The organism is Corynebacterium freiburgense, from assembly GCF_030408815.1.
Lineage (GTDB): Bacteria > Actinomycetota > Actinomycetes > Mycobacteriales > Mycobacteriaceae > Corynebacterium > Corynebacterium freiburgense.
In genome coordinates, this window is the sequence record NZ_CP047355.1 from 100,622 (window position 1) to 115,403 (window position 14,782).

Annotated in this window: 13 protein-coding genes, 1 tRNA gene and 1 other RNA gene; 7 read left to right on the forward strand and 8 right to left on the reverse strand. The window is 51.1% G+C overall.

Annotation, left to right across the window (positions count from 1 at the left end; genetic code table 11):
• The first annotated feature begins 3 nt into the window (after positions 1-3).
• Positions 4-1,254: a tRNA guanosine(34) transglycosylase Tgt gene (gene tgt, locus CFREI_RS00515; protein ID WP_027011622.1), complete on the forward strand. Its 1,251-nt coding sequence runs from the start codon at positions 4-6 to the stop codon at positions 1,252-1,254.
• Here the strand turns inward: tgt and CFREI_RS00520 are convergent.
• The 5 genes from CFREI_RS00520 to CFREI_RS00540 form a co-directional block, all read right to left on the reverse strand.
• Complete coding sequence (locus CFREI_RS00520; protein ID WP_240483175.1) at positions 1,236-1,901, reverse strand: queuosine precursor transporter; 666 nt, start codon at positions 1,899-1,901, stop codon at positions 1,236-1,238. The two genes, tgt and CFREI_RS00520, sit on opposite strands and share 19 nt — an antisense overlap.
• Positions 1,902-1,946: 45 nt before the next feature.
• Positions 1,947-2,840 (reverse strand): hypothetical protein, encoded by an 894-nt coding sequence (locus CFREI_RS00525; protein ID WP_027011623.1) that lies wholly within the window; start codon positions 2,838-2,840, stop codon positions 1,947-1,949.
• A gap of 132 nt (positions 2,841-2,972) precedes the next feature.
• On the reverse strand, positions 2,973-4,472 hold the full coding sequence (locus CFREI_RS00530; RefSeq protein ID WP_027011624.1) for a flotillin family protein: 1,500 nt from the start codon (positions 4,470-4,472) through the stop codon (positions 2,973-2,975).
• Positions 4,473-4,504: 32 nt separating this feature from the next.
• Positions 4,505-5,011, reverse strand: a complete 507-nt coding sequence (locus CFREI_RS00535; protein ID WP_027011625.1) for an NfeD family protein — start codon at positions 5,009-5,011, stop codon at positions 4,505-4,507.
• A 186-nt stretch (positions 5,012-5,197) separates the two neighbouring features.
• Positions 5,198-5,285 (reverse strand) — tRNA-Ser (locus CFREI_RS00540).
• 715 nt (positions 5,286-6,000) lie between these two features.
• On the opposite strand from CFREI_RS00540, the gene ffs reads away from it, so the two are divergent.
• From ffs to recR, 6 genes are all read left to right on the forward strand, one after another.
• An RNA gene (gene ffs / locus CFREI_RS00545) (signal recognition particle sRNA small type) lies at positions 6,001-6,097 on the forward strand.
• Between the two features lie 193 nt (positions 6,098-6,290).
• On the forward strand, positions 6,291-7,556 hold the full coding sequence (locus CFREI_RS00550) for an aspartate aminotransferase type Ic (RefSeq protein WP_420834534.1): 1,266 nt from the start codon (positions 6,291-6,293) through the stop codon (positions 7,554-7,556).
• Positions 7,556-8,122, forward strand: a complete 567-nt coding sequence (locus CFREI_RS00555) for a suppressor of fused domain protein (RefSeq protein WP_027011628.1) — start codon at positions 7,556-7,558, stop codon at positions 8,120-8,122. The genes CFREI_RS00550 and CFREI_RS00555 overlap by 1 nt, the downstream gene beginning before the upstream one ends.
• 48 nt (positions 8,123-8,170) lie before the next feature.
• Positions 8,171-10,438, forward strand: coding sequence for a DNA polymerase III subunit gamma and tau (locus CFREI_RS00560; protein WP_027011629.1), 2,268 nt, complete (start codon positions 8,171-8,173; stop codon positions 10,436-10,438).
• Between the two features lie 94 nt (positions 10,439-10,532).
• Positions 10,533-10,853, forward strand: a complete 321-nt coding sequence (locus CFREI_RS00565) for a YbaB/EbfC family nucleoid-associated protein (protein WP_027011630.1) — start codon at positions 10,533-10,535, stop codon at positions 10,851-10,853.
• 79 nt (positions 10,854-10,932) lie between these two features.
• Complete coding sequence (gene recR, locus CFREI_RS00570; protein ID WP_027011631.1) at positions 10,933-11,562, forward strand: recombination mediator RecR; 630 nt, start codon at positions 10,933-10,935, stop codon at positions 11,560-11,562.
• A gap of 2 nt (positions 11,563-11,564) precedes the next feature.
• Here the strand turns inward: recR and CFREI_RS00575 are convergent, their stop codons facing one another.
• The 3 genes from CFREI_RS00575 to CFREI_RS00585 are packed head-to-tail and all read right to left on the reverse strand — an operon-like array spanning position 11,565 to position 14,712.
• Positions 11,565-12,314 (reverse strand): type 1 glutamine amidotransferase, encoded by a 750-nt coding sequence (locus CFREI_RS00575; RefSeq protein ID WP_027011632.1) that lies wholly within the window; start codon positions 12,312-12,314, stop codon positions 11,565-11,567.
• A complete protein-coding gene (locus CFREI_RS00580) occupies positions 12,311-13,564 on the reverse strand; it encodes a Mur ligase family protein (RefSeq protein ID WP_027011633.1) in 1,254 nt (417 codons plus the stop codon). Before CFREI_RS00580 ends, CFREI_RS00575 begins: the two co-directional genes overlap by 4 nt.
• Positions 13,565-13,611: 47 nt before the next feature.
• Complete coding sequence (locus CFREI_RS00585; RefSeq protein ID WP_240483176.1) at positions 13,612-14,712, reverse strand: DNA polymerase III subunit epsilon; 1,101 nt, start codon at positions 14,710-14,712, stop codon at positions 13,612-13,614.
• Positions 14,713-14,782: the final 70 nt, after the last annotated feature.

Below are 14,782 nucleotides of genomic sequence, written 5' to 3' on the forward strand. Positions count from 1 at the left end.
TTCATGACGCAAGCCGACACCACTTTCGAGTTACATACTCGCCTTGATTCTTCCCCACATGGTCGCACTGGGGTTATTCACACCCCTCATGGAGATATTGCCACTCCAGCATTTATTCCCGTCGGAACGAAAGCAACTGTAAAAACATTAACTCCAGAGCAGGTCCGTTCTACGGGGGCGCAGGCAGTGTTGTCGAATGCGTATCATTTGTATCTGCAGCCAGGGCCCGAAATTGTAGACGAAGCTGGGGGAGTGGCTGCATTTGAAAACTGGCATGGGCCAACCTATACAGATTCGGGCGGCTTTCAGGTAATGAGCCTCGGCGTGGGGTTTAAAAAAGTCATTGCAATGGATACTAAGAACCTAGTCGAGGGTGATATTCGCGCAAAGAAAAAGGATCGTCTGGCCAAAGTAGACGAAGAGGGGGTGGATTTCCGAAGTGTTATCGATGGTTCGAAGCATCGTTTTACTCCCGAGGTTTCCATGCAGATCCAGCACCAATTAGGTGCAGATATTATGTTCGCTTTCGATGAACTCACCACGCTTGTGGATACTCGCCAGTACCAGGAGGCTTCGGTGGCGCGGACGCATCGTTGGGCGCAGCGCTGTTTAGATGAGCACGAGCGGCTTACTCAGGCGCGAGTGGGTAAACCTTTACAGAGCTTATGGGGTGTGGTGCAAGGTGCCCAATATGAGGATTTGCGCAGGCAGGCCGCTAGGGGTTTGGTATCGCTTTCCGACGCCGCGGAGGCTGCAGGGCGCCGTGGGTTTGGTGGCTATGGCATTGGGGGCGCATTAGAGAAGGAAAATCTGGGCACTATTATCGGCTGGGTGTGTGATGAACTGCCGGAAGACCGTCCGCGACACCTTCTTGGTATCTCTGAGCCCAATGACCTTTTTACCGCTATTGAATCCGGCGCAGATACTTTCGATTGTGTTGCGCCTACGCGCCTTGGCCGTCATGGCGGCGTCTATACGCTTGATGGTCGTGTAAACCTTACAAAAGCCGAGTTTAAACGCGATTTTTCTGGCATTGACGAAGAGCTCGGAGGGTATGTTTCAGAAAACTACTCCCGAGCCTATATCCATCATTTATTGCGTGCGAAGGAACTACTTGCAGGAACGCTATGTACCCTTCACAATCTGCATTTTATGGTTAGTTTAGTAGACAATATACGAGCCGCTATTGAGGGCGGATATTACGAAGCCTACCGAGATGAATTTCTTGGCAGATACTATGCTTCCGCAAAATAGTTTTCGCGCTTCTTGACCCATCCAATAACAATATATGTCAGGGGCATCATCAGGATTTCCACTGCTGTTTTCCACGCAAATCCAAACAATGTGTAGTTGAGTGTGTCTGCCGCAGTGGTAATTCCAATTGCGGGTGCTGCAATCAAACAGAAGACTAATGTGTCTCCGAATTCGCCAACAAGGGTTGAGCCTAATAGCCGGGCCCATAAAGATTTTTCACCGGTCTTTTCCTTGAGTTTTACCAAAACCCAGGAGTTAAGCAGTTGACCAACCAAGTATCCGGTAAGACTGGCTAGGACAATTTGGGGTACAAGGCCAAGTACAGTTTCAAATTGTGTTTGGTGTTCGTAGAATTCTGCAGCTGGTAGTGCAATTGCGATATAGAAAGATATAACGGCAATAAGTGTGACGGCAAAACCGGTCCAGATTGCGCGGCGTGTTGCCCGAAAACCGAAGCATTCGGCGAGTACGTCACCAACTACATAGGCGAGGGGGAAAAGAAAGAATGCCCCATCGGTAATAATTGGTCCGAATGCTACAGCTTTTGTTGCGGTGATATTGGAAATAACAAAAACCGCAACGAAAAGCGCGAGTAGTACCGGGTATAGGCTGCGCTGCACCGGAATAAAACGTACAGGAGTTGACATGGGTCTATATGTTCCCATAAGCCCCAGTGGTTTTCCTAGCGGGAGTTAGTCTTCCAGTACTAATTCAGCATCAGTGATTGCCAGGCGTTCAGATTCGCCAGCCAGAAGTGATTGCATTTGGGCGGCGTTTTCCCCAATCGGGACACTTAGTGCTTGTGGATCTTTAGCGAAAGTCAAAGCGAGCAGAGAAGCGAATTGGTTGAGGAGCACAGTGGCCTCGAAGTGGTCAATATCGTCGGCTTCTGGTGCATCTACGGTAAGTAGACCATAGAGTTTATCTGCATTGCTTACTGGCATAGTGGCGAAGCATTGGTAGTTAAATGTTTCGTCAGAGATTTCTGAGGTATCTGGTTCGTATCGCCCCTCATTAAGGCTCATTGCCAGGCGCAATGATTCATCATTGATGGTAAATACGCGTGTGGAGCGTTGATTTTGGCGACCACCATGGCCCCATGAAGAAGCACGTAATTCCACTGGCTCAATATTAGTAACAAGGAAAAGATTGACTCTTACTCCTGTTCCTGGCCCTAGGCGATCTTTCACCATGGAAAGAATATTGCGGCGAGCGTTATTAAGGCGCATATCACGGAGTTTCTGGTCTTCAACATTAAATGTGTCACCCACATCTTGTGTTGCTTGCGTCAATTCCCGGACGATGGAATCCAACGCATTCATCTGCGCATGGTGACGTTCTTGTTCTAGGACCTTTTTACGCCCATCTCTTAGCTTTCCAAGGATAAGGCCAAATAATGCTAAAGTGCCGCATAATACTGTGATTGGGAGGTGTTCCACTCCGAAGTATCCTGCGGAAGCAGATCCAAAAACCACCATAGCCTGAAAAATAAGTGGCGGAATTGTAGAAATTCTTCGCGCCCATTTGGGCTCAGGCAAAACTGGGTCGTATGCCGCACTTATGGTTTTTGGATTTCGGTTGAACATAAGCCCATAAGTAGCAGTGACGCAGTGTATGGGCAATAGGGGGTAGCTATTTGCTTAATCTTTCATCGGTCAAGAATAGGAGAAACCTAAAATAGGTGGTGAGTCAACGCTTGTAAACACACCACCTGCAGTTTAGTGCTGTTCAGTGACGGCTTCAGACTTGTGCGAAGACTCTGGGCTACGTTCCAGAATCTTAGAGATATCGTAGCCGGTTGTGTCTTTGACCATTTGCAGAGTTTGCAGCAAGTTATCGGTTACTTGCCGAGGAATAGCACCCGCACCGTCAGTGGAAACCACTGTCAGTTTCTCAATATTGCTCATTGGTTCTGCGACTTTTTCGGCGATCTGCGGCAGGACCTCTACCAGCATTTGCAGGATCGCGGCCTCATTGTAGTGTGCAAACGCGTCTGCACGTTTATTCATTGCCTCAGCTTCCGCCTGTCCAACCGCGAGGATTGCCGCGGCTTGAGCTTCACCTTCGGCACGAACAGCTTCGGCTTCCGCAATACGGCGCGCTTTTTCGGACTCACCCAATTTTGCACCCTCAATGGCACTTGCCTCAGCTAATGCCGAACGACGGGATTTCTCACCCACACCCTCAAGGCGCGCCTTCTCAGCTTCCGCCTCAGCATTGGCAATAGAGGCAGCCTTGCGGGCGTCGGCGTCGAAAATTGCTGCGTTTCGACGCCCCTCAGCCTCCGTTTCCACCCGGTACCGCTGAGCGTCGGCAGGCCTGCGAACCTCAGTGTCCAACTGGCGTTCCTTTAAAGCTGCTTGAGCAACCGCTACCTTCTCCTGCTCCCGCAAAATCGCCTGATCACGATCCGCTTGCGCCAATGGCCCTGAAGCCGCGGCCTTTGCCAATGCGGCATCCGTCTCAGCTTGAATTTCAGCCTGCTTTAGCACTAACTCCCGCCGCGAAATAGCAACCTCCTGCTCGGCAGCAATCTGTGCTTGCTGAGCTTCCCGAGTAGCCTCGGCCTCTGCAACAGCTGCAAGTCGACCAACCTTAGCCGATTCCGGACGACCCAAATCATTGAGGTACGTACCATCATCAGTGATGTCTTGAATTTGGAACGTATCTAAAACCAAGCCCTGGCCAGTCAATGAAGCCTCAGACTCATCCGTAACCCGCTGGGCAAATGCCGCACGATCCCGAATAATCTGCTCAACCGTCAACGAACCCACGATCGAACGAAGTGAACCAGCAAGAGTCTCCTGAGTAAAAGTCTCAATCTCACCCTGCTGTGCCAAGAAACGCTGGGCAGCAGCACGAATGGAATCCTCATTGCCACCAACCTTTACAATGGCAACTCCCTCAACATTCAATTTAATGCCCTGGCCAGACACCGCATTCCGAATAGTCACCATAATCCGCCGAGACGAAAGATCCAGAATATGTAGCCGCTGAATAAACGGAATAACAAACACTCCGCCACCCATAACCACTTTCTGTCCACTTAAATCCGTAGAAATCAAACCTGTTTCTGGATTACGGACTTCCTTCCCGCGACGACCAGTAATAATAAACGCCTCATTAGGTTTAGCCACCCGATACCGGCTCGCAATAAGCAACCCGACCAAAACCAGAAGGACAAATAAACTCACTAAAGCAAAAATGGCTGTGCTCATAACACCTTTCAATCAAAGAAAACAAACAAAACTTATGGAAGCGTAGGGAGCGCCACGACCTCAACTGCCGTAGGCGAAAGAATAGACACAACCCAAACCTCGCTACCCACAGCAATTGGCTCAGCTGAACGTGCGGCAACCTTACGAATATGTCCACCAACACTGATACGAATCTCCCCATATCCAGCCTCGGGGATCGAAGTAATCACGCGACCACTATGCCCAACCAAAGAATCGGATCGGAAACTTGCAGCATCCTCGCCCGACTTTAAAAATCTGGTCAGCCTAATCGCCCCAAACATTGCGGCCGCGCCAATAAAGAATCCAATACCAGCAGCCCAAGCCGTATTTCCAGTAGTAGACAGCCCTAACGCCCCACCAAACCCAAATGCGCCAAGAAACGCAGCCAGGCTGGAAAGCGAAAAGAGGTCATTGTCGAGTGCATCAAAATCAAAGACACCATCAAGCAAATCCCCAACGAGAAAAGTGAGGATTACAAGTGCGAGACCGATGCCACCAATTACAAGAAATACGGTCACAAATGCCCCCTTTCGGCACCCCCGATTATAGCAAGAGTAAACATAAATCGCAGATAAAATTAAGGAAGCTACCCCCGTTAATTTAGCTTGATCGACAAACCAAACAAAGAATGTGGGTTTGTGGCCATATTATTTCACGGCAAAACGAAACCCCCTTACCATTTTTTAATGGCGAGGGGGTGTCTATGGCGGAGGATAGGGGATTTGAACCCCTGAGGGATTGCTCCCAACACGCGTTCCAGGCGTGCGACATAGGCCGCTAGTCGAATCCTCCATTGCAACAAAACGCAGCAATTGCGTTGTGTTCCTCAAAGACTGTACACCGGCAACTTTAAAAAAGCCAAACCCAAAGTAAAATCACAACTGCACAGCTGGATTGCGCCAGAGAATAAACTTTACTGTGGGAAAGCGGCCCGCCGATAACTTTAGAAAAGTATCAGGATGGCGGTAATCATGAGGTGTTGAAAACCGAATGAAGTTGAGTGGGGGCGGGCTGAATGTGGGGGTGGTGTTTGGGTGTAGGCCTGGGAGTGGGGGGGCTGCGGGTGGCTGAGCCCTGCGGGTTGGGATGGGGCAATTAAAGTGCCCACTCCTTATTAAGGTGTTTTCAGGCCTCGAATATTATTTATGCAGCTAAAAACGTCACAGAGAAGTTTTGTTTGGCTGTGGCCAGCTGGAAGAGTGATATTTTTTGGAGGACTTTTTGAAAAACTTGCCCTTTTTGTATCAATCGCTTCTGCAAAACCCCAGGTGGTGAAAATCTGCCTGATACAAAATGGAAGGGTTTTTAAAAAACTTGCCCTTTTTGTATCACCACCATGCGATCAGCGGAGCTGAGTTGCTACGCTTAGTACCAAGCATCAACTGGGAAACTGAGTGGTTTGACTCTTGCTTCCGTTGGGGGGTGTGGTGTCGCTGTGGGTGGTTTTAGCCTGGCGGCATTTTTACTGGGCTAAAACGTTGTCAGGGATTTTGTGCTATGGTTGTGCGTCAGGACCCCGTGTGGCGTGTATCTTGTGAACTCCCCCAGGGCAGGAATGCAGCAAGGGTCAGCGAGCTCTGACGGGTGCGCGGGGTCCCCTAAAATATTTTGTTTTCTCCCTCGATAGTATCGGGGGTATTTTTATGTGTTGTGTAGGGCTAGTCGTCCGGGTGGTGAACAGCTACAGTAGGTTGAGCAAGGCTGTGGCAGGGTAACCAAAACAAGGTGACCAAAACAGCTAAAGCGAGCCAGGACCAAAGAACGTCGTTTCACCGTGGAAGGTGGCCCACTTTGCAGTTGCAGGATTTTGATTCGACCAAACTCGCCGAGTTCAAGGCGGAGATTGAAAAAGCTTATGGGGAGCTCAAGGCTCGTAATCTAAAGCTTGATCTCACTCGCGGTAAGCCTTCCGCAGAACAGCTTTCCATTTCAAATGCGTTATTGAGTTTGCCAGGAGAAGGGGATTTCAAAGCCTCTGATGGTACGGATTGCCGGAACTATGGTGGTTTAACGGGCATTATTGATATTCGGCAGATTTGGGCGGATACCCTTGGCGTTCCGGTGGAAAACGTTTGGGCGGGTGATGCTTCCAGCTTGAACATCATGTTTGATCTTATTAGTGCTGCTTGGATTTGGGGCACACAGGATTCAGAGCGTCCTTGGTGTAAGGAAGATAAAGTTAAATGGATTTGCCCAGTTCCGGGCTATGACCGCCATTTCACTATTACTGAGCATTTTGGCATAGAGATGCTTCCAGTGGACATTACTGAGCATGGGCCTGATATGGATGCAGTCCGGGAACTAGTTAAGGATCCGCAGGTTAAGGGCATGTGGTGTGTCCCTATGTTTGCAAACCCAACTGGCGTGACATTTAGCCGTGAGGTTTGTGAGGCTTTGGCAGCTATGCAGACCGCAGCTCCTGATTTCCGCATTGTGTGGGATAACGCGTATGCAATCCATACCTTGACTGAGGAGTTTCCCGAGGTTATTAACGTCCTTGACCTCGCGGAAAAGGCAGGCAACCCGAACCGTTTTTGGTTTATGTCTTCCACGTCAAAGATCACCTTCGCTGGAGCTGGTGTTTCTTTCTTTGCTTCTTCCAAGTCCAACCTTGATTGGTATGGCACACAAGCAAACGTTCGTGGCATTGGTCCAAATAAGATTAACCAGCTTGCTCACGCTCGGTTCTTTGGTGATGCTGAAGGGGTCCGGAAAGTGATGCTGCAGCATGCAGCTTCACTTGCGCCTAAATTCCAACGGGTTTTGCAGATCCTTGACTCGCGCCTTTCGGAGTATGGTATCGCCACATGGACAAAGCCCACGGGAGGTTACTTTATTTCACTTGATGTGGTGGATGGCACAGCGTCACGGGTGGTAGAGCTTGCGAAGGAAGCAGGCATTGCATTGACTGCGGCCGGTTCCTCATATCCGCTAAAGAAGGACCCAAATGATCGCAATATTCGCCTAGCACCCTCTCTGCCACCAGTATCTGAAGTCGAAGTAGCGATGGATGGCGTGGCTACCTGTGTATTGCTCGCTGCAGTGGAGAAGTTTTCAAAGTAGTGAATCTTAAAGAGACCGCCTACTGGCTTGACAGTATTTTTCCCTGCTCCCTTAATTTTGCGCAGGTAGCTGGTTTTCATATGGCTTCCGCAGAGTTGGGTGCAGGGGAATCTTTGGCGTGCTCCGTGGATTTTGGTGAGGTTGATACCGGACTCTCGCTTACGGACGCTCCGGACGTGCCTGTTCGATGCGAGATCTTTATGGTTGCGCGGGCTGAACCAAAAGTTGTTTCTGCGTTAGTATCTGCGGCCTTAACTATGTTGGTAGACACTAATTCTCAAAGCACGGTTTTTCACGCGCAGCCTGGGACGATTCTTCCTGGGATGGGTGCGTATGGTGCGTCGGATGTGATGCAGAGTGTTTCGGTAAATCATGGTTTACTTATTGCTCCTTTTGTATGGGAGCAGGGAGTTCCGCAGGTTCGGGAGGAAGAGCGGCTTACTACGTTATGTCAGCTGATTCCTTTAACAGATGATGAGTTTATTCATGCGCATACGTATGGGGTTGCTGCATTACAGGAAGCGCTTATCGAGGAAAACGTTGATCTTATGAATCTTCAGCGCTAGTAGTTTCATTTAAGCATTCGATTTTCTTGCACAGGTAGGCTCTACTTCGTGGCTCTTTATCGCAAATACCGTCCTGCAACGTTTGGTGAGGTTGTTGGCCAGGAACATGTTACTGGACCGCTCTCGGTGGCATTGGATACTGGCCGTATTAATCATGCGTACTTGTTTTCTGGCCCTCGGGGTTGTGGTAAAACTTCTTCGGCTCGAATTCTTGCGCGTTCGTTAAATTGCGAACAAGGCCCTACTTCTACTCCCTGCGGGGTGTGTAATTCATGCCGCAGTCTTGCACCAGGTGGCCCCGGAAATTTGGATGTTACGGAGCTTGATGCGGCGAGCCACAATGGTGTTGAGGATATGCGTGACCTGCGTGATCGTGCGTTTTTTGCCCCTGCGGAGTCGCGCTATCGCGTGTTTATTATCGACGAAGCCCACATGATCAGTACGGCAGGTTCAAATGCGTTGTTAAAGATTGTGGAGGAACCGCCAGAGCATTTGGTATTTATTTTTGCCACCACGGAGCCAGAACGTGTGATCGGTACGATTCGTTCACGCACGCATCATTATCCTTTCCGTCTTCTTACGCCTTCGGCGATGCGTGGTTTATTGGAGCGTACTTGTGCCACTGAGGGTATTTATGTTGAAGATGCCGTATTTCCGCTTGTTATTCGTGCAGGCGGCGGGTCTCCTCGGGATTCTTTGTCAGTTTTGGATCAGTTGTTGTCAGGTGCCGGGCCTGACGGATTGACCTATGACCTTGCGGTGCCATTATTGGGAGTCACAGACGATACGCTTATCGACGCCGCAGTTGATGCACTTGCCACAAATGATGGGGGTGGGCTGTTCGTAACGGTGGATAACGTTATTGAGGCTGGGCTAGATCCTCGCAGGTTTACCACTGATTTATTGGATCGGTTGCGGGACCTTATGGTGTTGCAATCAGTTCCGGATGCGCTTGCTCTTGGATTGATTGATGTTCCTGCGGATCGTGTCCCTGTTTTGACTGGTCAGGCAAAGCAATTTCCGGTGGGAGTTTTAAGCACATTGGCCGCTTTGGTGAATGATGGCTTGACTGATATGCGTGGTGCGACAAGCCCTCGTTTACTTTTGGAGATTTTGTGCGCACGCATGTTGATGGGACAGCCTGCCACTCAAACTGAGGCAGCGTTTATATCACCTACATCTAGTGCTCCTGCCACCCCAAGTGCTCCTCCTAAGCGTGTTTTTGAGCGGAAATCTCAAAGGACTGTGCGGGAGCGTTCAGAGCAGTCTGCCCCAGCATTAACCCCTGCTTTAACTCCAGATAAACCTGAAGCTAAGGTTGAGGCCCCTGTGCCTCAACCTCAACCAGCGCAGCAACCAGTGCCTCAATCTCCACCAACACAGGTTCCGCAACCTAAAGAGCAGGTACATCAGAAGGTTGAGGAGCAACCTATCGATCGGATTCGGCGTAAGTGGGCACGGGTTCGTGAGGTTGTTGGCATAGAAAATAAAGTTGCGGAGATTATGCTTACTGAGGCGAAAGCACTGGGTATCCGTGATCGAACGCTGATTATTGGGCATAATACGGGTGCGTTGGCGGCGCGACTCAATGATCCTCGCAACAATGGGACGATTATTAATGTTTTAAAAACTGAGCTTGGGTACGATCTGCGGGTCCATTGTGTGGTCGGTACGGATCTTCAGTCTGCTGGTTTTAGCCCCGATGCTGATAAGCCTGAATGGAATCCAGACAAGCCAGCACCGAGGCCACAACAGGTTTTACGGGAACAAGCTACTCCACCAGCACCACAAGTACTAGCACCACAACCCGAGCCAACAGAGACGCCGCAGCAACCCACTTCGGTTTGGAATGAGCCTGCGAAGTTGGGCGGGTCTTCGGAGGAATCACAGCATTCTGATGAGCGGGCTGCACCTGCTGTTGCGCCCTCTTCGAGATATCCCGCTGCTCATTCCCCAAAGCCTGCGGTGGAGGAGCCTCGTAAGCCTAAACGGTGGGAGGAGGCTGTGGCACGCGGTAATGAGCGGTTAAAAAATAATCCGACATTTTCTGACGGTGTCCCATTGCCGCCTGAGCCGGATGATCCCTATGATCTTCCCCCGGAAGAGGAGGTGCCATCACCTCCACCGCCCGCGTCGCCTCTGGAGTCTGCACCGGAGCCCTCTACTTCAGGTTCACCACAGGTTTCTGCTCGTGAACAGGAGGAAGCGGATATGGTGCGGCAGGCGAGTTCGGAGCCGGGATCGCATGATCATCGGGATGCGCGCGCCGTTGCTATGGAAATGTTAGAGCGTGAGCTTGGGGCTCGGCCATTGTAATGAGGAAAATTTTGTGAGGCTGTGAGGTGCAACCCAAGGCATAATGTCTTGTGGGCTACACTTGTGGCTCGATATTGCTACGAAAGGTATTGCTATGAATCAGCCTGATATGGCACAACTTATGCGCCAAGCCCAAGAGATGCAGGCTCAACTTGAGCGTGCTCAACAAGAGATTTTGGCCTCGACTGTTGAGGGGCAAGCTGGGAATGGCTTGGTGAAGGTCAAAATGTCCGGAGGTGGGGAAGTGCTGGATATTTCGATTGATCCAAAGATCGTGGACCCAGACGACGTGGAAACCCTCCAGGATTTGGTGCTTAGTGCGGTAAATCAAGCCAGCCGCAGTGTTGCAGATTTATCGGAGCGGAAACTGGGGCCGATTTCAGGCTTCGGCGGGCAATCTCTCGGCTCGTTGTAAATTTATTGTGCTTTTCGACGCCCCGGTAAAGTTTATCCCGGGGCGTGGCCCATCGTTTGTTTGAGAAAGTTCACGGAACGTGTTTGAAGGACCGCTACAGGATCTTATTGATGAATTGTCTCGGCTTCCTGGGGTTGGGCCGAAAAGTGCGCAGCGTATCGCGTTTCATTTATTGCAGGTAGATCCAGACGATATACGTCGGCTTGTTTCTGCTCTTGATGGGCTGCAGGATGGGGTAAGTTTTTGCCGCATTTGCCATAATATTTCTCGCGATGAGGTTTGTCGTTTTTGCGCAGATTCGGCGCGGGACGCTGGTGTGATTTGCGTGGTTGAAGAACCAAAAGATATTCAGGTTATTGAGCGTACTGGAGAGTATCGGGGTCGATACCATGTGCTTGGTGGGGCACTGGATCCACTAGCGAATATTGGCCCGAAGGATTTGAATATTAGCGTGTTATTGCAGCGTATTGCTGGTGTATTGCCGGATATTTCGAATAATGCTGAAATGCCTGAGATTCGGGAAGTGATTCTTGCTACTGATCCGAATACTGAAGGGGAAGCTACGGCTTCGTATCTGGCGCGATTACTGCGTGATTTTCCGGATTTGGTAGTGTCCCGCCTAGCGAGTGGAATGCCGCTAGGCGGTGATCTGGAATTTGTCGATGAGTTGACGCTTTCTCGGGCCTTAAATGGCCGGCTTCGCCTGTAGCGTTAGGCGAGGCGTTCTTTTCGGAGTTGCTCAACGACAGGAATATTGAGGGGTTCGAGCTCCTCAATACCAATATTGAGTGCCTTAGCTAGCAGCAGGTCACCAAGTTCTGGGTTTCGGGCGAGTACTGGTCCGTGCATATATGTTGCAATAACGCTTCCTTGGACGGCGCCTTCGGCACGTTCTTGGCCGGCAGCGTCAGGGTTTTCGCTAATGGTGTGGGCGTCGAGATTGCCGACACCGCGGGTGAGATGGCCAAGAGGGCGGGCGTCAGGCCCAAGGATGGTTGCACCCATATGATTTGCGAAACCTGTGAGCGGTGCAGTGAGTCCGGGGAGGCCCGAGGGGGTTGATTGGATTTCGCCGATTGTACGTTTTCCAAGGCTGCCTGTGGTGGCGTCGAGAAGTCCAATACCTGGGACAATGCGATCGCTTGCGCGGAATGATTCGCCGAGAATCTGGAGACCCGCGCAAATAGCAAGGATCGGTGTGCCGGATTCGGCAGCAGTGCGTAATCCGGCACCAGCTGGACTATTTAGGTGCTCGGCTGCAAGGGTTTGAGCGGCGTCTTCACCACCACCAATGCAATATATATCGAGGGAAGCAGGAACCTCAGCTCCTAAGCGGATTGGAATAATTTCGGCAGGAATATTGCGCATACGGGCGCGTTGGCGGAGTACCAGGGCATTGCCGTCGTCGCCATAGGTGCCAAGGACATCTGGGAGAATAAGGCCGATTTGGAGGGTGCTCATTGTGCGAGTAGGCCTTTCTTGAGGTCACGGAAAGCGGTGTAATTGGCAAGGACTTCAACGCGTCCAGGTTCACAGGCTCGAATGGAATCTACAAGGCCTGGAACGAGGTCGTGGCTAATGGAAGCGTAGGTGAGCCGGACTGCAAGATCGGTGCCACGTTCTCCGGAGGCAACCACATGAAGATCGTCGAAGGCTTCGAATTGGACGTCCCAGAGCCAGGAAAGGTCTTCACCATCGGCAACTTGGCCGTTCACTGCAATAACAAGTGAATCGGCGGTACGGTCAACCATGGATAAGGCTTCTTGCCAACCTGCGGGATTCTTTGCCAACAGCATGTGTACTTCACGGCCTTCAAAAGAAATAGTGGAGTAACGGCCAGCTACGTCGGCGACTTCGCTTACAGCCGATATGGCTTTATCTACTGGAATTTGGAAAACCTGTACGGCGGCGGCAATGGCCTGAGTGGCATTACCTCGGTTTGCACGGCCAGGGATAGCTAGTTGGAGGTTATGGGATCCTTCCGGGCTGGTGATGCCCTCGTCGGAGATAGTCCAAGTTGGTGTGGGACGGCGGAATGGGCGGCCGTCGATAAGCGGAATGGTGGAGTACCAATCATCACCATCGCGCAAAATATGGCCACCGGTGCGTGGACAAGATACGGAGTCTCCCGTCCAACCCGCGCCTGCGGAAACCCATACAACATTTGGCGCGTCGAAAGCCGCGGAGGTTACCAGCACATCATCGCAATTGGCCACTACGGTCATATTGGGGTGCTTTTCTACGCAAGCTCGTAGGGCCCGTTCAAGTTTATTAATTTCGCCGACACGATCGAGCTGGTCGCGGGTGAGGTTCAATAACACTAAAACACTTGGGTGCAGGCGGTCAGCAACTGCGGGGACGTGAAGCTCATCGCACTCTAATACGATATGGGAGGCTTTTTGGCCTGCCATAAGTGCAGAAATAATCCCAGCATCCATATTATCGCCGCCATCATTGGTGGCTACGGAGTACTGGGTGCGTAGCGCCGAAGCTAACATCCGGGTGGTGGTGGATTTACCATTTGTCCCGGTAATTAACGCTACGGGGCGGCCTTCGCCTAAATGCTCCATAATATTGGGGTCGATAACACCAGCGATAAGCCCGCCGATCATGCCACCAGCGCCCCTGCCAGTAGCCTGAGATGCACGTGTGGCTAACGACGCCGCAGCCTTAGCGGCTTTGGTTCGTAACCCGGAAAGATTCAACTTCATTCCCAATATTGTAATGCTCTTCTGCAGCAGTCAGGAATACACAGGAACTAGGTTGTGGGCGTGCCTTTTGCGACCGTTTTCACAAGCTCTAAAAATTCCGCGTCGCGGACTAGGGGAATACCTTTTCGTTGTGCATGCATTGCTTTTCCGCGAAGCTGCTCGGTGGAATTGCAAATAACAATACTGGTGGTGCGAGTAAGTTTTTCAGAATAGGCAAGGTTAGCGTCCACGGCCGCCTCAATAATAATATTGGGGTCCATAGTAATCTCTGGAGTAACCACCAATTCCATACCTTCAACCAGCGGTTTTCCGGGAATATAGACTCCGGGGTTGGTAAATTCCGGCGGGCAATCCGAAGCTTCGGCACGCACAATGCTGCGTTGTAGGCCAAAACGATCTGCACGCAGTTGGTCCGGCTGCCGCACCGCAAGCTCGCCGCCACGCAATGTGAGAAAAAGATTAACCAAAAGCAATGTTTCTTCCCGCACCACTTCCGCAGGGTCTTGTTGTGCTCTGCTTATCGACGCCGCAGCATTATCCGGACCACACCCCATCAGGTGGGCAACCGCCCGCAGTCGAGTGTCTTGTAATGCAACTCCGCGACGTCGTAACGAGGCAAGTGTATCTACAATGCGGGCAGGCCTAGGAACATGCCCTAATCTGCGTCGAGGACCTTGCCTCCTATGGTTTCTATTCTGTGAGCGAGCCCGACCGCGCTGGCGCTTCAATGCTCGCCTTGTTTCCGAAACCAAAAAACCCCAAGTGCGGGGTGCGTTATGGACTACGAGCGTGCGGCCATCAATAAAACGATCGAGGGCACGCACCAATTGCTCCATTTTCTTTCCCTGAGCGATATCTTCAGGTGTGAGACCATGCAGATGTTTCGGGCCAGGATCTGAATCCGTATTCACTACCGCAAAGAACTTATCCACCACGGTACCGTTGTCCGAGAAAGTTACAGCATCAATAGCAACAATGCGAGAAGAAGAAGGATGAATCCCAGAAGCTCGCACTACAACGGCAACAAAGGGTGCCTCTTCAATAGCCTTTGCGCGTGCTGCCTCTCGGGCAGCACGCTTAGCCTCTCGCTCTTCTGGGGAAAGCTCTGGACGCTTTACCCGCGGAGAGGCGTGTTCAGTAGTGCTCATTCCTATCACTCTAATGCGCACACCTGGTTTTTAAAACGCGTTGGTAATAGGCTTGGCATGCTACGCAGAA

What these genes read in the sequence shown, in the direction of transcription:
- tgt (WP_027011622.1), top strand. Translation starts at nt 4, where the DNA reads ATGACGCAAGCCGACACCACTTTCGAGTTACATACTCGCCTTGATTCT.
- CFREI_RS00520 (WP_240483175.1), bottom strand. Translation starts at nt 1,901, where the DNA reads ATGTCAACTCCTGTACGTTTTATTCCGGTGCAGCGCAGCCTATACCCG.
- CFREI_RS00525 (WP_027011623.1), bottom strand. Translation starts at nt 2,840, where the DNA reads ATGTTCAACCGAAATCCAAAAACCATAAGTGCGGCATACGACCCAGTT.
- CFREI_RS00530 (WP_027011624.1), bottom strand. Translation starts at nt 4,472, where the DNA reads ATGAGCACAGCCATTTTTGCTTTAGTGAGTTTATTTGTCCTTCTGGTT.
- CFREI_RS00565 (WP_027011630.1), top strand. Translation starts at nt 10,533, where the DNA reads ATGAATCAGCCTGATATGGCACAACTTATGCGCCAAGCCCAAGAGATG.
- CFREI_RS00575 (WP_027011632.1), bottom strand. Translation starts at nt 12,314, where the DNA reads ATGAGCACCCTCCAAATCGGCCTTATTCTCCCAGATGTCCTTGGCACC.
- CFREI_RS00580 (WP_027011633.1), bottom strand. Translation starts at nt 13,564, where the DNA reads ATGAAGTTGAATCTTTCCGGGTTACGAACCAAAGCCGCTAAGGCTGCG.
- CFREI_RS00585 (WP_240483176.1), bottom strand. Translation starts at nt 14,712, where the DNA reads ATGAGCACTACTGAACACGCCTCTCCGCGGGTAAAGCGTCCAGAGCTT.